17 protein-coding genes are annotated in these 19,344 nt (G+C 70.1%); 2 read left to right on the top strand and 15 right to left on the bottom strand.

Going from position 1 to position 19,344, the window contains the following annotated elements; translation table 11 throughout:
- Positions 1–12: 12 nt before the first annotated feature.
- Both DPQ65_RS01605 and DPQ65_RS01600 read left to right on the top strand, forming a co-directional pair.
- On the top strand, positions 13–2,241 hold the full coding sequence (locus DPQ65_RS01605) for an RNA degradosome polyphosphate kinase (RefSeq protein WP_114905643.1): 2,229 nt from the start codon (positions 13–15) through the stop codon (positions 2,239–2,241).
- 20 nt (positions 2,242–2,261) lie between these two features.
- Entirely contained in the window at positions 2,262–3,221 is a 960-nt protein-coding gene (locus tag DPQ65_RS01600) for an NUDIX hydrolase (RefSeq protein WP_114905642.1), read from the top strand.
- A gap of 14 nt (positions 3,222–3,235) precedes the next feature.
- Here DPQ65_RS01600 and pstB read toward each other — a convergent pair whose 3' ends face one another.
- From pstB to DPQ65_RS01525, 15 genes are all read right to left on the bottom strand, one after another.
- Complete coding sequence (pstB, locus tag DPQ65_RS01595; RefSeq protein ID WP_114905641.1) at positions 3,236–4,015, bottom strand: phosphate ABC transporter ATP-binding protein PstB; 780 nt, start codon at positions 4,013–4,015, stop codon at positions 3,236–3,238.
- Positions 4,016–4,035: 20 nt separating this feature from the next.
- Positions 4,036–5,181 carry a phosphate ABC transporter permease PstA gene (pstA, locus tag DPQ65_RS01590; protein WP_114905640.1) on the bottom strand — a complete coding sequence of 382 codons (1,146 nt, stop codon included), beginning with the start codon at positions 5,179–5,181 and terminating at the stop codon, positions 4,036–4,038.
- Positions 5,181–6,191 carry a phosphate ABC transporter permease subunit PstC gene (gene pstC / locus DPQ65_RS01585; protein WP_114905639.1) on the bottom strand — a complete coding sequence of 337 codons (1,011 nt, stop codon included), beginning with the start codon at positions 6,189–6,191 and terminating at the stop codon, positions 5,181–5,183. The genes pstA and pstC overlap by 1 nt, the downstream gene beginning before the upstream one ends.
- A 115-nt stretch (positions 6,192–6,306) precedes the next feature.
- Positions 6,307–7,686: a phosphate ABC transporter substrate-binding protein PstS gene (pstS, locus tag DPQ65_RS01580; RefSeq protein WP_238146613.1), complete on the bottom strand. Its 1,380-nt coding sequence runs from the start codon at positions 7,684–7,686 to the stop codon at positions 6,307–6,309.
- Between the two features lie 33 nt (positions 7,687–7,719).
- Positions 7,720–8,712, bottom strand: a complete 993-nt coding sequence (locus tag DPQ65_RS01575) for an inorganic phosphate transporter (RefSeq protein WP_114905638.1) — start codon at positions 8,710–8,712, stop codon at positions 7,720–7,722.
- Between the two features lie 2 nt (positions 8,713–8,714).
- The gene (locus DPQ65_RS01570; RefSeq protein ID WP_162801957.1) at positions 8,715–9,323 is read right to left on the bottom strand and encodes a DUF47 domain-containing protein; all 609 of its coding nucleotides are present in this window, start codon (positions 9,321–9,323) and stop codon (positions 8,715–8,717) included.
- Between the two features lie 392 nt (positions 9,324–9,715).
- Complete coding sequence (locus DPQ65_RS01565) at positions 9,716–10,324, bottom strand: TIGR03086 family metal-binding protein (protein ID WP_114905636.1); 609 nt, start codon at positions 10,322–10,324, stop codon at positions 9,716–9,718.
- A 107-nt stretch (positions 10,325–10,431) separates the two neighbouring features.
- Complete coding sequence (locus DPQ65_RS01560) at positions 10,432–11,043, bottom strand: hypothetical protein (protein WP_238146612.1); 612 nt, start codon at positions 11,041–11,043, stop codon at positions 10,432–10,434.
- Positions 11,044–11,095: 52 nt separating this feature from the next.
- Positions 11,096–12,871, bottom strand: a complete 1,776-nt coding sequence (treZ, locus tag DPQ65_RS01555; protein ID WP_114905727.1) for a malto-oligosyltrehalose trehalohydrolase — start codon at positions 12,869–12,871, stop codon at positions 11,096–11,098.
- A gap of 78 nt (positions 12,872–12,949) precedes the next feature.
- Positions 12,950–13,405 (bottom strand): hypothetical protein, encoded by a 456-nt coding sequence (locus DPQ65_RS01550; protein ID WP_114905634.1) that lies wholly within the window; start codon positions 13,403–13,405, stop codon positions 12,950–12,952.
- Between the two features lie 37 nt (positions 13,406–13,442).
- Complete coding sequence (gene treY, locus DPQ65_RS01545; RefSeq protein WP_114905633.1) at positions 13,443–15,872, bottom strand: malto-oligosyltrehalose synthase; 2,430 nt, start codon at positions 15,870–15,872, stop codon at positions 13,443–13,445.
- A 25-nt stretch (positions 15,873–15,897) separates the two neighbouring features.
- A complete protein-coding gene (locus DPQ65_RS01540; RefSeq protein WP_114905632.1) occupies positions 15,898–16,809 on the bottom strand; it encodes a hypothetical protein in 912 nt (303 codons plus the stop codon).
- A 10-nt stretch (positions 16,810–16,819) separates the two neighbouring features.
- Positions 16,820–17,815, bottom strand: coding sequence for a hypothetical protein (locus DPQ65_RS01535; RefSeq protein WP_114905631.1), 996 nt, complete (start codon positions 17,813–17,815; stop codon positions 16,820–16,822).
- Positions 17,816–17,830: 15 nt separating this feature from the next.
- Positions 17,831–18,748 (bottom strand): hypothetical protein, encoded by a 918-nt coding sequence (locus DPQ65_RS01530; RefSeq protein ID WP_114905630.1) that lies wholly within the window; start codon positions 18,746–18,748, stop codon positions 17,831–17,833.
- Positions 18,748–19,281 (bottom strand): SigE family RNA polymerase sigma factor, encoded by a 534-nt coding sequence (locus tag DPQ65_RS01525; protein WP_114905629.1) that lies wholly within the window; start codon positions 19,279–19,281, stop codon positions 18,748–18,750. The genes DPQ65_RS01530 and DPQ65_RS01525 overlap by 1 nt, the downstream gene beginning before the upstream one ends.
- Positions 19,282–19,344 lie beyond the last annotated feature (63 nt).

Here is a 19,344-nt window from a genome sequence, read left to right as displayed (position 1 = left end):
ACACTGGTCCTCATGACCTCGAACCCCCGGCCGGTTCCAGACGTGGTCGAGTCCTCCTCGGTCGTTCCCCTGCCCACGATCCGGGCGCAGCGTCCGCGCGCCTCCAACGGTCGGTTCATCAGTGCCGTGCCGAAGGATGCTGACTCCACGGACGAGACGGACAGTCTGCCCGGGGACCGGTTCCTGGACCGTGAGGTCTCCTGGTTGCAGTTCAACGAGCGGGTGCTGCAGTTGGCGGCAGACCCCGACGTCCCCCTGCTGGAGCGTGCCCGGTTCCTGGCGATCTTCTCCAGCAATCTCGACGAATTCTTCATGGTGCGGGTGGCCGGCCTCCAACGGCGGATCGCCACCGGCATCGCCACCCGGTCCGCGTCCGGCCTGGAACCGCGCGAGGTCCTCGACGAGATCTCCGTCGGCGCCCACGAGCTGATGGTCCGCCACGCCCACCTCTATCGCGACGTCGTGTCGCCGGCGCTGCAGGGCGAGGGCATCTCGCTCGTGCGCTGGGAGGAGCTGCCCCAGGAGGAGCAGAAGCGCCTGGGCGAGATGTTCCGCAGCACCGTCTACCCGGTGCTGACCCCACTGGCGGTCGACCCGGCTCACCCGTTCCCCTACATCAGCGGGCTGTCCCTCAACCTGGCCGTCATCCTGATCAACCCTCAGACCGGCCACGAGCACTTCGCCCGCGTCAAGGTCCCGCCGCTGCTGCCCCGGTTCATCGAGCTGCCGGGCAATGACCTGTATGTGACGCGCTACGTCCTGCTCGAGGAGCTCATTGCGGCGCACCTGGAGTTCCTGTTCCCCGGGATGGAGGTGCACGAGACCTACACCTTCCGGGTGACCCGCAACGAGGACCTGGAGGTGGAGGAGGACGACGCGGAGAACCTGCTGACCGCGCTGGAGAAGGAACTCACCCGACGCCGCTTCGGCCCCCCGGTCCGTCTCGAGGTCGAGGAGAGCATGGACGACCACGTCCTGGACCTGCTCACCCGAGAGCTCCGCGTGCACGACTCAGAGGTCTACCGTCTTCCCTCACCGCTGGACCTGACCGCCTTGAACACCGTGGCGGACCTGGACCGCACCGAGCTCAGCTATCCCAACTTCGTTCCCGCCACGCACCCGGCCCTGGCACCGGTGGAGCGTGCGGCGCCGGCCGACATCCTGGGGGCCATGCGGAGCAGCGACGTGCTGCTCCACCACCCCTATGACTCGTTCTCGACCTCCGTGCAGGCCTTTATCGAGCAGGCGGCCAACGATCCGCAGGTGCTGGCGATCAAGCAGACCCTCTACCGGACCAGCGGTGACAGCCCGATCATCGACGCCCTCATCGACGCCGCCGCCAGTGGCAAGCAGGTGCTCGCCGTCGTGGAGATCAAGGCGCGTTTCGATGAGGAGAACAACATCACCTGGGCGCGCAAGCTCGAGCACGCCGGTGTGCACGTGGTCTACGGCATGGTCGGTCTCAAGACGCACGCCAAGCTCTGTCTGGTGGTGCGCGAGGAGAAGGGCGCCCTGCGCCGCTACTGTCACGTCGGAACAGGCAACTACAACCCCAAGACCGCCCGCCTCTATGAGGACCTGGGCCTGCTCACCTGCGACGAGGCGATCGGCGAGGACCTGACCCGGTTGTTCAACCAGCTCTCCGGCATGGCGCCGAAGTCGAAGTTCAAGCGACTCCTGGTGGCCCCGCGCTCGGTTCGCTCAGGACTGCTCTCCCTGATCGAGGAGGAGGCGGCCAAGGGACCCGACGGTTGCATCCGGATCAAGATCAACTCGATCGTCGACGAGGCGGTCATCGACGCGCTCTACCGCGCCTCGAGAGCGGGGGCCCGGGTCGACGTGTGGGTCCGCGGGATCTCGGCGCTGCGACCGGGCGTCCCCGGGCTCTCGGAGACGATGCGGGTGCGCTCCATCCTCGGGCGGTTCCTGGAGCACTCGCGGGTCTTCGCCTTCGGGACCGGCAAGAGCGCCAAGATCTACATCGGCTCCGCCGACATGATGCACCGCAACCTGGACCGCCGGGTCGAAGCCCTGGTGCCGATCACTGACCGTGACCAGGTCAAGACGCTCGGAGCCCTGCTTGACCGCAGCATGTCCGATGAGGTGGCCAGTTGGCACCTGGACCCCAGTGGCCAGTGGCACCGTCACCACCTGTCCGCCGAGGGGGCGCCGCTGACCGATCTGCATTCCGAGCTCATCGCGTCCTACGGAGCGCGTCGGCGACCGGGCCGCCGCCGCTGATCGCAGGGAACCCGACTCACGTGGCTACCCAATCCGAACGTGCCGTCCTCGTGCGCGCCGCCGGTGTCCTGCCGTGGCGTGTGCGCAACGGCACGCTGGAGTTCGCGCTCGTCCACCGCCCGCGCTACAACGACTGGTCCTGGCCCAAGGGCAAGCTCGAGCGCGGAGAGGAGTGGGCGGTGGCCGCCACTCGGGAGACCCTGGAGGAGACGGGTCTTGAGGTGCGGCTGGGCCCGCCCCTGCCCGACTCGTGGTACGGCCTGGGCACCAAGGACGGCCACCCCCAGCTCAAGCAGGTCCGTTACTGGGCCGCGACTGTCTGCGGTGGCAACGGCGAACTGGAGCACGAGATCGACGAGGTCAGTTGGCTGGGGGTGACCGAGGCCCGGCAGCGACTGACCTACCGGAGAGACCGAGAGCAGTTGGACGCGGCCCACGAGGCGCACGAGGCCGGCGAGCTCGACACCTGGAACCTGCTCGTCGTCCGGCATGCTGCTGCTGTGGGGCGCGGCGCCTGGAAGGGGTCCGACCGCGAGCGCCCACTCACTCCGGCCGGGGTGCGACGCTCCCAGCGCATCATCGCGTTGTTACGGTCCTACCGCCCAGCACACCTGTTGACCTCGCCGTCGGTCCGTTGCGCTGACACGCTCCGTCCCTATGCCACCCACTCCGGAGTGTCGCTCACCGAGCGTGGGGGACTCTCGGAGGAGGGGTATGCCGAGGGGTCGGCCAAGGCGACCAAGCACCTCCGCAAGGTGCTGGCCCGGGCGGAGGACGCGGCGCTGTGCACGCACGGGCCGGTGCTGCCCGACCTGCTGAACCACCTGGCCGGTCGGGCTCCCGCCGGGAATGCTGAGCGCATGCTGACCCGCCTGGCCAGGACCGGGCTGGACAAGGGTGAGGTGCTGGCTGTCCAGCTCACTGGCAACGGCAAGGCTGCCCGGGTGATCCAGGTGGAGCGCCACCGGCCCTCCTCCTGAACCGGTTGCCCTGGTCAGCCGAAGCGGCCGGAGATGTAGTCCTCCGTCGCCTTCTGTGAGGGGTTGTTGAAGATCTTCTGCGTGTCGTCGAACTCGACCAGCTGACCGGGCTGGCCGGTGGCCTCCAGGTTGAAGAAGCCGGTCCGGTCCGAGACGCGTGCCGCCTGCTGCATGTTGTGGGTGACGATGACGACGGTGTAGTCGGACTTCAGCTCGTTGATGAGGTCCTCGATCGCCAGGGTCGAGATCGGGTCCAGGGCCGAGCACGGCTCGTCCATCAGGATCACCTCTGGCTGGACCGCGATGGCGCGGGCGATGCACAGCCGCTGCTGCTGGCCACCCGACAGACCCGATCCGGGCTTGTCGAGGCGGTCCTTGACCTCGTTCCACAGGTTGGCACCGCGCAGGGCGCGCTCGGCGAGTTCGTCGGCGGCCTTGCCCGACATGCGCTTGCTGTTGAGCTTGACGCCGGCGAGCACGTTGTCCCTGATCGACATGGTCGGGAACGGGTTGGGGCGCTGGAAGACCATCCCGACCTGGCGTCGCACGTCGACGGGGTCGACACCACGGCCATAGAGGTTCTGTCCGTCGATGAGCACCTCTCCTTCGACCCGGGCGCCAGGGATCACCTCGTGCATCCGATTGAGCGTGCGGATGAAGGTCGACTTGCCGCAGCCGGACGGGCCGATGAAGGCGGTGACCGACTTGGGCTCGATCACCATGCTGACGTCCTTCACGGCCTGGAAGTCGCCGTAGAAGATGTCGAGGTTCTTGACGTCGATGCGTTTTGACATGTGGCTCAGTATCTCCTGGATCAGCGGGACTTCGGCGCGAAGAGCTTGGCGATGAGGCGGGCCAGGAGGTTCAGGCCCACCACGATGAGCACGAGCAGCAGCGCGGCAGCCCACGCGCGCTCTCGGCTCGGGTCGATGATCGCCGGGTTCAACGGCTTGGTGAAGATGTCGTAGGTGTAGACAGCGAGGGAGTTCATCGGTCCGGTCATCATGTCGAGGTTCCAGTTGCGGGCGAACCCGACGGCCACGAGCAGGGGCGCCGTTTCTCCGATGACGCGGGCGATGGCCAGGGTGATGCCCGACGCGAGCCCGGAGGCCGCGGTGGGCAGAACCACCTTGGCGATGGTGCGCCACTTCGGCACTCCGAGGGCCAGGGAGGCCTCCCGCAGTTCGTTGGGCACGATGCGCAGCATCTCCTCGCTGTTGCGCACCACGGTCGGAATCATCAGGACCGACAGTGCGATAGCACCGGCGACCCCCATCTTGGCGTCGCGTGGCCCGAGGATCTGGACGAACAGGGCGAAGGCAAACAGACCGGCCACGATCGATGGGATGCCGGTCATCACGTCCACCATGAAACGGATACCGCGGGACAGCCGGTTGTTGCGGCCGTACTCCACGAGGTAGATCGCCGTGAACATGCCGATCGGCACCGAGATCAGGGTGGCAGCACCCGTGATCATCAGGGTGCCCACGATGGCGTGGCCTGCTCCACCAGCGAGTGAGGCGGTGCCCTCCATGTAGGCCTGGTCATCCAGCCCGGTGATGCCGGTCATGTCCTCGGTCCAGAAGCTGGGCGAGAAGGCAACCGGGAGCCCCTCGCTGATGACGGTCCACAGCAGCGAGATCAACGGCAGGATGGCGAGGGTGAACGCGCCATAGACCAGCCAACGGACGATGATGTCCAGCCCAACGCGGCGGCCGCCGGCCGAGCGGTAGACAAGGTAGACAGCGGCCAGGAACAGCAGGTAGCTGATGGACACTGCGAGCGCCAGGTGCAGGTCCAGCACCTGCCAGAGCACGGCGAACAGCACGATGGCACCGACGCCGGCCAACCACTGTGCGCGGCTGCTCGTCGGGCGCACGGGTGAGGGTTCGATGCCCTGGACGTCGTCCAACCGGGCGTGGTGGATGTCGTGGTCGGGTGACTGGGTCGGCGTCGTCATCAGTTGGCTCCGGAGAACTCGGACCGCTTCGCAACGATCCAGCGGGCAAACAGGTTCACGATGAGGGTGATCACGAAGAGCACCAGACCGGCGGCGATCAGCTCAGCAAGCCGAAGCCCGGAGGCCTCCGGGAAGTTCAGCGCGATCTCGGCGGGGATGGTGTTGTTGCCGCTGCCGATGATGTTCCAGGTGAACGCGCCGGGCGAGAGGATCAGGGTGACGGCCATCGTTTCTCCGAGCGCCCGCCCGAGACCGAGCATGACGCCGCCGATGACGCCGGGGGTGCCGAAGGGGATCACCGCTGTGCGGATCATCTCCCACTTGGTCGCTCCGAGGGCCAGGGCGGCCTCCTCGTGCAGGCGGGGGGTCTGGAGGAAGACCTCGCGGGAGACGCTGGTGATGATCGGGAGGATCATCACAGCGAGCACCAGGGAAGCGGTCATCAGGGTGCGCCCCGTGGCCGAGCCGTCCTCGAAGAAGGGCAGGAAGCTGAGCGTGTCCTCGAGCCAGCCGAAGAGAGGAACGAACTGCGGGGCAAAGGTCTGCAGACCCCACATGCCGAACACGACCGAGGGCACAGCCGCCAGCAGGTCCACGACGAACCCGATGACGACCCCGATCCTTCGCGGGGCATAGTGCGACACAAACAGCGCGATGCCCACCGCGATCGGGGTGGCAACGACCATGGCGATGATCGACGCGACGACGGTGCCGGCGACCAAGGGCCAGATGTAGCCGAAGAATCCCTCGCCACCGCTGATCTCCTCGCTGTCGGCGGTGAACGCCGGCCAGCCCTGCTGGATGAGGAAGACAGCGACCAGCACCAGGATCAGCAGGATGATGAGGCCCGATGCCAGGGACAAACCGCTGAAGACGACGTCGCCGGGACGTCTCGTCGCACGGGCCTTCGGCCTGGTTGTGCCGGGAGAGTCTGGTGGGCGGGTCGCCACGGACCCGGAGGTCGCGGTCGGGTCGTGATCGCCCCGCGGCTCGTCGGGTGGTGCTGTCATCGGTGCTTCTTCCTCACGCGGTGCTTTGGCTTATCCAGGTGATCACACCACGTCGGCGGTCGTCGTCGATGTTATCGATGACGACCGCCGGCGCGATCACTCACAGTGAAGCAGGTCAGCCACCCTGGATGAGCTCGAGGGAAGCGTTGACCTGGCTGCGCATGTCCTCCGAGATCGGGGCCGAGCCGGCGGCGTCCGCCGACGCCTGCTGGCCGTCGACCGAGGCAACGTAGCCGACGTAGTCCTTGACCAGGTCCGCGCGGTTGGCGTCGTCATAGGACTTGCAGACGACGTGGTAGGAGACCAGGACGATCGGGTAGGCGCCCGACTCCGTGGTGTCGCGTGCCAGCTCCAGGGCCAGGTCGCCCTCGGCGCTGCCCTCGACGGGATCGGAGGCGTCAACAACCTTGGCAGCTGCCTCCGGGGAGAAGGGGACGAACTCGTCACCCACACCGATGGAAGCCGACTGGCCCGTGACGGCGGAGGCGTCGGCGTAGCCGATGGCGCCCTCCGTCGCGTTCACGACCTGCATGACACCCTGGGTCTGAGCGGCGGCCTCGCCACCGGAGACCGGCCAGTCACCGCTGACCTCGTGCGGCCATGCGTCCGGAGCCGCAGCAGTCAGGTACTCCATGAAGTTCTCCGTGGTGCCCGACTCATCCGAGCGGTTCACGACGGTGATGTCGGTGTCCGGCAGGTCCGCGTCCGGGTTGTCCGCGGCGATGGCCTCGTCATTCCAGGTGGTGATCTCCTGGTTGAAGATCTGCGCCAGAACGGTCGGGGAGAGGTTCAGCGCGTCGACACCCGGCAGGTTGTAGGGAATGGCGACCGGAGAGATGTACAGCGGCAGGTGCATCGCACCGTCGGGCCCGCAGACCTCCTTGACAGCCTCAGCCTCTTCCTCATCCAGCGCGGCGTCTGAGCCGGCGAAGTCGGTGGCGCCAGCGATGAGCTGGTCACGACCGGAGCCGGAACCCACCGGGTCGTACTGCACTGCGACGTCGGGCTGGACCCCGTTGTAGCCGGCAATCCAGGCAGTGACAGCGGCGCTCTGCGAGGACGCGCCAGCGCCCACCAGGTTGCCGGACAGGCCCTCGGCCGGGGTGTACTCGCCACCGGCTGCCGGAGCGTCGGTCTCCCCGCCATCCTCGGCCGGAGCCTCGCTGTCGTCGGCCTCCTCCTCGGTGACCTCCTCCTCAGCGGCCTCCTCCTCGGTGGTCTCCTCGGCGCTGGTGGTGTCGTCGCCCTCCTCGTCGCCGCCGCAGGCGGTCAGGACCAGGGACGCGGCCATCGCGATCGCGACGGTGGAACCAAAGCGGTTCAGCTTCACGGTGTTGCCTCTCTTGCTGTCAGGAGTGAGGTGGCACGCGACCTGCAGCGTTCGCGCAGTCTGCGTGCTGGCGGCGTTGCCAACCTCGCTGAAGGCTAGGGAGAGGACGTGACCCAATCGGGCGTGCTGGGTGAACGCCAGGTGAATGACATTTGAATCTGCCATGCACCGGTGTGTTCTCAGTCACGTTCCCCGAGGTCAGAGCGCCAGGACGGCTGAGCACAACAGGGCTGCCAGGCCGGCCGCTGCGGGGAAGGTGAGCACCCAGGTGAGCACGATCCGGCGGATCACGCCCCACCGGATGGCCGAGGCGCGGCCCGTCAGTCCCGTGCCCAGTATGGCCGAGGTGACCGTGTGCGTCGTCGAGACGGGGGCGTGGCCCACCGCAGCGAGATACAGCACCATGGCGGCCGAGGCCTCGGCGACCATCCCCTGGGCCGGCTCCGGTGCGGGAGTGATGATCCGCCTGCCCAGCGTTCTCATGATCCGCCAGCCCCCGGCATACGTCCCGGCCGCCAGGGCCACAGCGGAGGCCACCATGACCTCCCAGGGGACGCCCGCCCCTCCCCCGTGCCCCGAGGCGGTCAGAGCGAGGACGACCACACCCATGGTCTTGGCCGCGGCCTGCAGACCGTGGCCCAGGGCCATCGCGCCCGCTGAGGCTACCTGCGCGCGGCGCATGTCCCGGTCCACGCCCTGCCGCCGGTTGTGCCCGACGAGCCGGATGAGCAGCCGCATCGCGAGATAGGCCACGACCAGCCCCGCGAGTGGCGACACCAGCATCGGCAGGACGACGTCGGTCCAGATGCCCGCCCACAGCACCGTCGACCCGGCAGCCAGCGCGGCCCCCGTCAGACCGCCGATGAGGGCGTGGGTGGACGAGGACGGCATGCCCCACCACCAGGTGAGCAGGTTCCAGGCGACGGCACCGATCAGCGCTGCGGCGATCAGGATCAGGCCCTCGTTGCCGGACGACGGCACGATGATGCTCTCCCCGATCGTGCGGGCGATGCCCTCCCCGAGGAAGGCGCCGATCAGGTTCAGGGCTGCCGCCATGGTGACCGCGATGCGCGGGCTGAGGGCACGGGTGGCGATCGCCGTCGCCACGGAGTTCGAGGCGTCGTGAAAACCGTTGGTGAAGGCGAAGATCAGGGCCAGCGCGATGACCAGCGCGACCGGGAGCCAGTCCACCCTCAGGACTCCTTGACGACGATGCCCTCGACGACCGTCGCAGCCCGCTCCAGGTCGCGGATCGCGGTCGTGAGCTCCTCCACCACGAGGGTGAGGCGGACGGCACGCAGGGGGTCGGCACGGGCGGCCAGCGCCTCGGTCAGCACCTCACGCCTGGCCAGGTCCGCACGCACACCGAGCCGGCGCATCTCGATGGGAAAGCCTGCGATGCCCTCCAGGTCGCGCAGCCCCGGGAGCGCCTCCGCCGTCAGCTCGGCCATGCGCAGCAACACGTCGATCAGGGCCGTCATCGAGTCGGGCAGGTCGTCCACGCGGTGTTTGATGCCGCTGTCGACGGCGCGCTCCAGATGGCGCACCACCTCGGCGAGGGCGACCGTCAACTGGTGGATGTCGCCGCGGTCGAAGGGCGTCACGAAGGTTTCCCGCGCCAGCTCGAGCAGATCCGTGCGTGCCCGCTCTGCCTCGCGGTGCAGGACCCGCAGCCGCTCCAGCTCGGCCCCGCGCGCGAGCAGGTCGACCCCGAGGGTGTCCCGCACGGCAAGGGTGCCCTTGTGCACCAGGATCGCCAGTTGTGAGAGCGCATCCACGAAGGGCGCTGTCCTCGGGGTCACGCGAAGGCGCACTCGTCTGCTCCCATGGGTCTGCCGGCGCGACGGGACGCCGCCGCACGGCACATGCTACGCAGAGGGCGGGAGCGATCCGAAACCTTGTGTTCCACACTGCGACACCCGCTGATCACACGGTGGATGCCTGCCGTGCTGACGCCGCCACCGGTGCCGACGGCCTGCGTCCGGGCGTCCCGCACGCGACGCTCAGTCCGGGCGTCCCGCCACGCGACGCTCAAGAGATTGATGTGCCGGGCCGGGAGCGCCTCTCGGCGCGTGGCCGCTCGTAGCGGCGAATGTTGGAGCCCGGGGCTGCCGCGGCCCGGCACACGGTCAAGGCTAACCGTTCCCGCCCCGAAACTGTTCCCCGCCTGTGGAGGAAGACCCGGAGTCGCAGGTCAGCGGGTCACGAACGCCGGGTCGCGTGGGTCCCGCCCGGCCATCGCGAGCAACGTCTCCAGTCTCGTCGCGTCTGCCGGAGCTGCCACTTCCGTGCCGAACAGGCCGCGGCGCATCTGCTCGGTGCCCGGTCCCGAGAACTGTGCAGCGAAGGCCTGGGCGCCCTCCACACTCGCCCGGTCGGGGTCGAAGGGCTGTCCGGTGGCGACCGCCAGGTCCCAACCGTGCAGCACGAGCTCGTCGAGGGCGACCAGTCCTGCCGTCGCTCCGTCCATCTCCAGGCCCCCGGCCGCCGTCTGGCCGGACCACGACTCCGGGTCCCGCCAGGCCTCGGCCAGCGCCAGCACCCGCCCGGGGACGACCTCCCGCCAGTCCGGAGGCAGTCGACTCGAGTCGGCGGAGGGGCCGGGACCAGATGCCTCCTTGCGGGCGGCCTGCGCAAAGGCGAGGGACAGGCCGCTCACGTGGTCCAGCAGGTCACCGACCGTGTAGTCGGTGCAGGGCGTGGGCCCGTCGAGCTGATCATCCCGCACGCCGCGGACCACCGTGGCCATGAGTTCGGCGGCGGGGCGCAGGTCGACAGCGGACTCGGGTTCAACAGTGCTCATGCGGGTGTCGACTACCTGGGCAGCGAGAACTCATCGCCGCCCCAGGATCGCAGCAGGTCATTCGCCGCTGGTCGGTTCGTTCGACGGGTTGGCGCGTGCGAGCCGGCTCAGTGCAGGTCGCCACGCAGCCAGAGCTTCGCGCAGGCCTGCAGGTCCGCTGCGGTCTCCTGCAAGCGCGCGGCACGCCGCAACTCCTCGGAGCGAGCGGACTCCGCGTCACCCTCGTGCAGCACGGCCAGTCCGGTCGCGGTGACGTGGCAGAAGGCCGCCGCCCGCTCCAGGGCCACGTCGAGGTCACCCTCATAGACGCCGTTGAGGATCTGGTGGGTCAGCTCCTGCAGGTCCTCCGGCCGCGGTGGCTCGACGACCCCCGAGATGACCCGATAGACCTCGGCGTGCGTCGCACCGGCCGAGAACGCCTGGGCCACCGCCTCCGGCGACCGCTGCACCCACTCATCGAGCACATAGAGCCGCCACAGTGCGCCGGGCAGCGTGCGGGCCGGACGCGCAGACCACACCTCGGCCAGCGTCTGCAACCCGACCGTGCGGGGCAGCTCGACCAGACGCTGCAGCAGCTCAGGATCGTCACTGGCCCGGCCGCGGTCCACCAGGACTGCGGCACTGCGGTGGGCCATCTCGGCGGCCTCCAGCTGATCGGGCGCGGGCGTGCTGGCCTCGATCGACTCGGGCGGCAGGGGGATCGGTTTGTGGAACCTCACGCGCCCCAGGGTACGCGGCCGACGCCCCGCGACCAGGTATCCCGATCAGTGCTCAGCCGGCAGCAGACAGCACAACCACCGAATGGGCAGGGAGGGTGACCGTCTCCCCCTCCACCGCGGCCCCGCCGAACTGCGCCGCCGTATGCCGTGTGCCGGGCTGGACCGGCAGCCTCACCCGGGCGGGGGCAACAGCGAGGTTGGCCACGAGCTGCACCTTCCCACGAGTCAGCACCAGCACGCCGTCGTCGCGGGTCAGCGAGGACTCCTCCAGCGGGCTGGACAGCAGATCGGGCAGCTCACCTCGGAGCCGGAGCAGTGTGCGGTGCCAGGCGAGCAGTGCGGCGTGCGGTTCCTGGGACAGCTCGTCCCAGCGCAGCTGGGAGTTGACCACCGTGCCCTCGTCCTGAGGGTCCGGGACTGCTGCCGACCATCCGTGCTCGGCAAACTCGCGCGCGCGACCGGTGCGGATGCCTTCGACGAGCTCAGGTTCGGAGTGGTCAGTGAAGAACTGCCACGGCGTGCTCGCGCCCCACTCCTCGCCCATGAACAGCATCGGCGTGTAGGGAGCGGTGAGCAGCAGGGCGGCACCGATCGCGGCCTGACCAGTCGTCAGGGTGTGGCACAGGCGGTCTCCGCTCGCCCGGTTGCCCACCTGGTCGTGCGTCTGCAGGGACGCGACGAAACGCCAGGGAGGCGTGGTCTCCAGGTCCACCGGTCGCCCGTGACCTCGCCCCCGGAAGGTGGAGTGGCTGCCGTCGTGGAAGAACGGGGTGCGGGTCAGCACCTTCTCCAGGGCCTCGGATCCATCGAAGTCGGCGTAGTAGCCCTGTGTCTCCCCCGACAACGCCACGTGCAGGGCGTGGTGAATGTCATCGGCCCACTGCCCGCTCAGGCCCAGCCCGCCAGCGCCACCGGGTCCGCGTGGGCTCACCGTCGCGGGGTCGTTGCGGTCGGACTCGGCGATCAGGCTCCGCGGCACCCCGGTCTCCTCGGCGATCTCGTCGGCCAGCGTCGCGAGCGACTCCAGGATGTGCTCGGCCCGCTCGTCGTGCAGAGCGTGCACGGCATCCAGCCGCAGCGCGTCGAGGTGGAAGTCCTGCAGCCACATCCGCGCGTTGTCCAGCACGAAGCGGCGGACCTCGTCGCTGCCCGGCCCGTCGAGGTTGACCGCCGACCCCCACGGCGTCTGGTGCCGGTCGGTGAAGTACGGCCCGAACTGGGCCAGGTAGTTGCCGCTCGGCCCGAGGTGGTTGTAGACGACGTCCAGGCAGACCGCGAGCCCCCGGCGGTGGGCTGCGTCGACGAAGGCCTGCAGGGCTGCCGCACCCCCATAGGGCTCATGGACCGCGAAGAGCGCCACCCCGTCATAACCCCACCCGTGCCGCCCCGGGAAGGCCGCGACCGGCATCAAGGAGACCATGGTGACGCCGAGGTCGACCAGATGGTCGAGTCGTTCGGTCGCGGCCGCCAGGGTGCCTTCCGCGGTGAAGGTCCCGAGGTGGAGCTCGTAGAGCACGGCGCCCTCCAGCCGCTGGCCGGTCCAGTCCGAGTCACCCCACTGGTATGCCGAGAGGTCCACCAGGGCGGAGGTCGCATGGACCCCGTCGGGCTGGGAGAGCGAGCGTGGGTCGGGCCGCGGGTCCCCGCCATCGAGCCGGAAGGCGTAGCGGCCGTCGTCGGTGTCCTCGACCGGCGCCACCCACCAGCCCGGCCGCTCCGCCGGCGCCATCCGGCGCGCTCGGTGGGGGTCATTTCCCGCCTCACCATGCGCTCGGTCGGGTGGGGGGCCGATGACCACCTCGACGTGCGTGGCGTGGGGTGCCCACACGGCATACTGTCTCGGTTGCCCGGTCGGCTGATCCGTCACAGGGCCGATGATGCCATTGTGTCGTCGTCCTGCGACTCCCTACCCTTCCCCGCCGAGGTCGACGGCGTAGGCCTCATAGACCAGGTCGCCGCCGCGCTGGCGGTGGCGCACCAGCTGGCCGATCAGGTGGGTGGCCCGCTCCCGCAGGTGCTCCAGGTCGGCGTCGTCCTCCCCCTCGGTGAAGTCGGCCAGGCACGTGTCGATGGCCTCCCGCAGCGCAGCGTGCTCAGCGACCAGGTGCCGGGCGGTCGCCGCAAGCCGGGGCTGCGTCGACCGGGCACTGTCGTAGAGGCCACCGGGACGCTCCGTGAGGTGGACATGGTCCTCGAAGTCGCGGGCGAGCTGAGCGAGCGCCACCGCGACGCGGGTCCGCCAGGCGGATCCCCGGGCGATCGGGGACGCGAGCGTGGCCTCCACGCGCAGGACGGCTTCCCGCAGCTCGGCGCGATGGGCACGCACCTGCTTCAGGTAGGCCGGGAAGTCCTCCATGTCCATCGGCGCTCCTTGCCTCGCGCCCCGGGTCTGTCGGGAGCTACCCCCTATCGTGCTCCTCCCGGGCCAGGAGCGCCACGGGCAGCGTGGCCAGGACGGCCCCGGTGCTGACGCTGCCCTCGTGTCGGGTGCCGGTGAACCGGTCGACCCAGACACCGGCGGGCAGGGCGACCTGCGTCGGGGGCAGCGTGCCATCGGCCTCGGGGGCCCGTCCGGCCAGGACGACCACGTCCTCACCGCGCCGGTAGCCCAGCAGGGAGGTTCCCGTCTCCAGCAGGGTGAAGTCACCGGCAAAGGAGACTGGCCGCTGCCGCCGCAACCGCAGTGTGGCGGCCGTGATCAGCAGCTTTTCGTCCGACAGGTCGACCGCCGTCCCCCCGGCATCGAGCCGGTCCAGCCGGGCCGCCCGGTCCGCGAAGTCGACCGGGCGCCGGTTGTCCGGGTCGACCAGCGACAGGTCAACCAGCTCGCAGCCCTGATAGGTGTCGGGCACCCCGGGCAGGGTGAGCTGCAGCAGCTTCTGAGCCAGTATGACGACGCGCACCCGACCGCGGTTGGCGACCAGCGCGCGGTCGGTGACCTCCCGCAACGGACCGTCGGCCAGTGCGGCGCGCGCCAGGGACAGCACCCGCTCCTCGTAGGCCTGGTCGACGGCGATCCAGTGGGTGTGTTCCTTGCCCTCGCGCATCGCCTTGACCAGGTAGGCCTCCAGGCGCTCCTGCTCCAGGCCGTGGCCCGCCTCCGGGTCACCTGCGGCACCGACGACCGTCTGCCAGAGCAGGTGAGCCGTCGGCCCGTCCACCCCGTGCTCGGACGCGGCGCCCGCGAAGGCTTCAGAGCACTCCCGCCACGCAGCTGCGTCGGCCGCCACGGCAAGCAGCCGGGCGCGCACGTCCTCGCTGCGCTTCGTGTCGTGGGTGGACAAGGTCGTCATGCCACGTGGCCAGTGGTCGACCTGGTGCCGCGCCCACGTGGTCAACGACTCCGTGCCCGGTGGCGCCGCCGGGTCGGCACCGACCTCGTTGAGCGCGACGAGACGGTGCCAGCGATAGAAGGCGGTGTCCTCGATGCCCTTGGCCATCACCGGCCCGGTGACCTGCTGGAAGCGCACGGCCAGGTCGCGGGCGGCTGCGCGGTCCGCGGAGCCGTCGGGGCGCAACAGCACCTCGCCCAGCCGCTGGACGACGTCGGGCTGCCCGCTCGTGCCAGCGGCCTGCTCGATGGCCCCCACGAGGTGGGCCTCCGCCTCGGGCGCCGTGTCGCGCCCGGGCCGGACGTAGGCGCGGTAGACGTCGACAGCGACCAGCAGCGCGCGCAGAGCGGACGCCAGCGCCACGCTGTCCTCGTCGGGGAGAGCCTCGTGGGCCCGCCGCAGCAGGCGGGCCGTCTCGGGGGTGAGCAGGGTGTCCACGGCCTGCTGCTTGGCCTCCTCCACCACGGCCGCCAGCGACGGCTGACCGCCGGTGGCGGACCAGGCTGCGTCGATGGTCTCGGCGGTGCGCTCGGGGACCAGGGCTCGCTGCAGCACCGCCTGCGCGTCGTAGCCGGTGGTTCCGGCACACTCCCAGGTCTGCGGCAGACGCTCCGGGCCCTCCAGGATCTTCTCGACCCAGATCGGTGTCCCGGGCCGGCACTGCCGGGTGAGCCGGCGCAGGTAGGCCTCGGGGTCTGTCAGGCCGTCCGGGTGGTCGATGCGGAAACCGTCGATGACGCCGGAGTGGTGCAGGTCGAGGAGCAGCCGGTGGGTGTCCTCGAAGACGTCCGACTCCTCGACACGCACGCCGATCAGCGAGTCCACCTCGAAGAACCGGCGGTAGTTGAGGGTGGCCTCCGCGTCCCGCCAGTGTGCGAGCAGGAAGTGCTGCCGGCTCAGCACGTCGGCGAGGTCCCGGTCGGAGTGCGCCCCGGCGGACGGACCAGTCGTGCCACCGGCCACCGGCAGGACGTGCTCGAAGTAGCGGATGACCGACTCACCCGCGGCCGGGCCCTCCTCCGGCCGACCGGTGTCGAGCACGAGCTGCCCGTCGGCCAGCACCTGCTCCAGGGGCGCTCCCAGGATGGGCAAACCGAATCGGCCGCCCAGTGCGTCCCAGTCGACGTCGAACCAGTGCGCGGTGGCCGCCTGCCGGCCCCTGCGGAGCACCTCCCACACCTGGCGGTTGGCCCACTCGGGGGCGGTGAGGGCCATGTGGTTGGGGACGCTGTCCACGACGACACCCAACCCCGCCCTGTGACAGTCTGCGGCCAGCCGCTCGAGCGCGTCGCGGCCACCCAGCTCCGAGTCGATGGACCCGTGGTCCAGCACGTCATAACCGTGCTGGCTGCCGGGAACTGCGGTCAGCACCGGCGAGAGGTAGACGTGGGAGACACCGAGAGCCGCCAGGTAGGGAACCACCTCGCGGGCGTGCTCGAGCGTGAACCCGGCGTGCAGCTGCAGCCGGTAGGTCGCGGTGACGTCGGTGGGGCTCACCCCCCGAGTCTGGCAGCAGCCGCTGTCAGTCCCGCCCGTGGTCGGGGTCCAGGGCTTCCAGGTTGTCAGCGGTCTTGTCCGCGATCTCGGCGGCGACCTCCGCCCTCGCCGGACCGGTCGGGTCGGTGACCGTCACGCCGACCAGGTAATCGCCCTGCCGGACGACCGCCATGTAGTGGGCGTGCCCGGCTCCCGCCACTGTCTCGTAGAGCAGGTAGTCGTCGTCGCCCTCGTGCCCGGGCCACTCGTGCTGCACCCAACCGGCCGGCGTGTTGCGGACACAGAAGGTCATCGTGCCGTCGCGCAGGGCATCGCGTGCCGCGCCGCTGTCCGCCCACCCCGTGACGACGATGTCAACGACGCCACTGTCGAGGTCGGTGCCGTCCTCGTAGTACATCCAGTTCTGCCCCGCCAGCGGCTCGACGTCCTCGGCCCCGGTGTTGCAGACCATGACACCGGGCAGCGGCACCATCCGGGGGTAGTTCATCGCCAGCCTCGGTGCGCCGAACGCGTCCAGGTGGTCCACCCCGCTGGGCCGGGCGTCCGGGATCTCCCAGGCATTCGGCCAGTCCGGGTTCTCCGGCAGCAGCCCGCCCTCGGGCAGGGGTGGTGGCGTGTCCTGCCACGGGGCCTCGCTGTCGACCGCGGGCGCCGCCGGCTCCGCCACGAGCCCTGCCGGCTCTGCCGCGGGTGCAGCCGGATCCGATGCGACCGGCACACTGACTGGCTGCACCGTGGGCTCGACGGTCTCTGGCTCCTCCGTCATCGACGCGGGCGCCGACGACACGGCCGGGTCGGCCCCGAAGACCGGTGTGTCCGGCAGCACCAGAGCGGTCCCGCCCACGAGCGCGGCCCCGAGCACGGCGACCGCACCACCGGCCGCCAGAGCGCGCCGGCTCCGGTTGCCCCCTGTCCGGAGTTGTTGTGTCCCCATCATGTGTCGCCCCTCAGTCGCGCCCGTGGACCGGGTCCAGGGCCTGCATGTTGTCGGCTGTCTTGCTGGCCAGCTCGGCGGCCACCTCAAGGCTGGCGACCCTGTGGTCGTCAGTGACGGTGACACCGATCACGTAGTCACCCTGACGGACCACGGCAAAGCTGTAGTCGATGCCGTTGGACGCGGCCTGATAGAGCAGGTAGTCCTCATCGCCCTCGTGCCCGGGCCAGGCGATCCGCTCCCAGTCACCGTCCGTGTCGTGAACGCAGTAGGTCATCGTGCCCTCGCGCAGGTCGTCGCGCGCTGCGGTGCTGTCCTCCCAGCCGGTGACCTGGATGCTGACCTCACCGGCGACCTGGTCGTCGTAGTACATCCAGGCCTGGCCCGCCAGTGGCACGGGATCCGAGCCCCGCCGCTGTCCGAGGTCGCAGGCCATGACCCCAGAGACCGGGACGATCTGTGGGGCGGCACTGCCGTACACCGGCGTGCCCAGGGCCTCCAGGAGGTCCACACCCGTGGGGCGGGCGTCGGGCACGTCCCAGGCGTTGTCCTGGTCGGCCTCGCCCGTTCCACCCTCCGGCAGCGGTGGTGCCGTCTCCTGCCACGGCGGCTCCTCGGCGACTGCGCTCTGACGAGTCTCCATCGGGTCCGCGGGCGCTGCTGACGGGACGTGCCCCTCCGGCGGGAGGTCTGCCTCAGGCGTCTCAGCGCTGGTCGGCTCCTGGGCCACAGCAGCGAGCGGCGTCTCCGCAGGGGTCACGGTGCCCACGCCACCGGGGAGCAGGCCAGGAAACACCATCGCCGAGCCACCGAGCAGGGCCGGCGCGACGACTGCCGTGATGGCCCCGGTCGTCAAAGCACGGCGACGCCGGATCCGCCCCGCCCGGTGGTGCACGCCCTCCACCAGCGCGGCGTAGTCGAAGTCCACCTGGCCGACGGCGCGGCACAGGTGCTGGCCGACCCGTGCCTCACCCCAGGGGTCTGGGGAGTCATCGAGCGCAGTGTTCATCGCCAGTCCCTCCCCTCAGTCCCGACCATGGACCGGGTCGAGCGCCTCGAGGTTCTCGGCCGTCTTGCTGGCGATCTCGGTGGCGACCCCGGTCACCGCCTCCGGGTCGGACTCGTCCCGCACCGTGACCGTGACCAGGTAGTCACCCTGCTGGACGACCGCAGCAACCAGCCCGCGCTCCGTCCCGGGGACGAGGAGGTAGTCCTCATCACCCTCGCGGCCCGGCCAGGCCTCCACCTGGCCCGCCCGGTCGTCCCAGGCACAGGAGGTGTAGTCGTCGTCGACGAGCCCGTCCCGCGCGGCGTCGCTGTCCTCCCACCCGGTGACCGTGATGTCGATGACCGGGCCCCGTGCGTCCTGCTGGAAGTAGCTGACGTGCTGAGCGGCCAGCGGCTCCACCCCGCCCGGGTTGCCGGGGTCGCACGCCATCAGGCCCGACACGGGGACCGTGCGCGGGTAGTTCATGAACAACTGCGGGGGCCCGAGCTCATCGAGGGCGTCCACAGCGGTCGGGCGGGCGTCCGGGATCTCCCAGGCGTTGGGGAAGTCCTCGTTCTCGGGCTGCGCACCGCCCTCGGGAATCGGCGGCTCGACCGCCTGCCACGGGGGCTCCTGCGCCGTCGGCTCGGTCGTCGGCTCGGTCGGTCCCTCGGTCGTGGACATCGCGACATCGGTGGTCGCGGCGGGACCGACCACGGTGGAGTCCTCCCCCAGCAGGTCGGGCACCACCAGCGCGGCGCCGCCCACCAGGGCCGGGCCCAGGACGGCCACAGCGACACCGGTGGCGACCGCCCGCCGACGACGGATCCGGCCGACACGCTGGTGGACCCCACCCACGAGTGCCTCGTAGTCAAAGTCTGCGTCGCCCAGCGCACCGCGCAACATCTGCGAGATGTCGTCGTCGGCACCGGGACGGTGCTGGTGTTGCGACATCAGCGGGCCCCCTGTCCCTCGTGTGCCGGCAGCAGCCGGCGGAGTGTCTTCATCGCGTTGTGGGCCGCACTGCGCACGGCCTGCTCGGAGCAGTCGAGGGCCTGGGCGATCTGCGCATCCGGCAGGTCCTCATAGAAGCGCAGAGCCATCACGGCCCGCTGCCGGTCCGGCAGCTGGCGCAACAATCCCAGCACCGCGTCCCGGTCCGTGACCTGCTGCGCGACCCCTGCGCCGACAGGTTGGGCCCGGTCCGCGGTGACCGCATCGTGCGAGACGACCTCGGTGGTCCACCTGCGGCGCTTCTTGGAGATGAGCGTGTTGACCATCGTGCGCCGCACATAGGCGTCCACGTTCTCCGCCCCGGAGACGTGGGACCACTTGGTCACCACGGTCGCCAGGGTGTCCTGGACCAGGTCCTCGGCGTCGGGCTTCGACCCGGTCATGGCATAGGCGAGCCCGACCAGCCGGGGCATGGCGCCCTCGACGTAGGCCTCGATCTCGCCCTGCTCGGCCGACCGGCCGAAGAGCCTCATCCGGATCTCCTGTTCCTCACACCCGCCAAGACGCTGGCGGCGGGGGAAAAAGTTGCACGCGCA

The organism is Ornithinimicrobium murale (genome assembly GCF_003352835.1).
Lineage (GTDB): Bacteria > Actinomycetota > Actinomycetes > Actinomycetales > Dermatophilaceae > Ornithinicoccus > Ornithinicoccus muralis.
The sequence above is the reverse complement of the archived record's forward strand: the minus strand, read 5'-3'. Positions and strand labels throughout refer to the sequence as shown.

Coding starts and splice junctions, on each gene's coding strand:
- DPQ65_RS01605 (WP_114905643.1), top strand. CDS start 13: ATGACCTCGAACCCCCGGCCGGTTCCAGACGTGGTCGAGTCCTCCTCG.
- pstB (WP_114905641.1), bottom strand. CDS start 4,015: ATGTCAAAACGCATCGACGTCAAGAACCTCGACATCTTCTACGGCGAC.
- pstA (WP_114905640.1), bottom strand. CDS start 5,181: ATGACGACGCCGACCCAGTCACCCGACCACGACATCCACCACGCCCGG.
- pstC (WP_114905639.1), bottom strand. CDS start 6,191: ATGACAGCACCACCCGACGAGCCGCGGGGCGATCACGACCCGACCGCG.
- pstS (WP_238146613.1), bottom strand. CDS start 7,686: ATGGCAGATTCAAATGTCATTCACCTGGCGTTCACCCAGCACGCCCGA.
- DPQ65_RS01565 (WP_114905636.1), bottom strand. CDS start 10,324: ATGAGCACTGTTGAACCCGAGTCCGCTGTCGACCTGCGCCCCGCCGCC.
- DPQ65_RS01550 (WP_114905634.1), bottom strand. CDS start 13,405: ATGGACATGGAGGACTTCCCGGCCTACCTGAAGCAGGTGCGTGCCCAT.
- DPQ65_RS01540 (WP_114905632.1), bottom strand. CDS start 16,809: ATGATGGGGACACAACAACTCCGGACAGGGGGCAACCGGAGCCGGCGC.
- DPQ65_RS01535 (WP_114905631.1), bottom strand. CDS start 17,815: ATGAACACTGCGCTCGATGACTCCCCAGACCCCTGGGGTGAGGCACGG.
- DPQ65_RS01530 (WP_114905630.1), bottom strand. CDS start 18,748: ATGTCGCAACACCAGCACCGTCCCGGTGCCGACGACGACATCTCGCAG.
- DPQ65_RS01525 (WP_114905629.1), bottom strand. CDS start 19,281: ATGAGGCTCTTCGGCCGGTCGGCCGAGCAGGGCGAGATCGAGGCCTAC.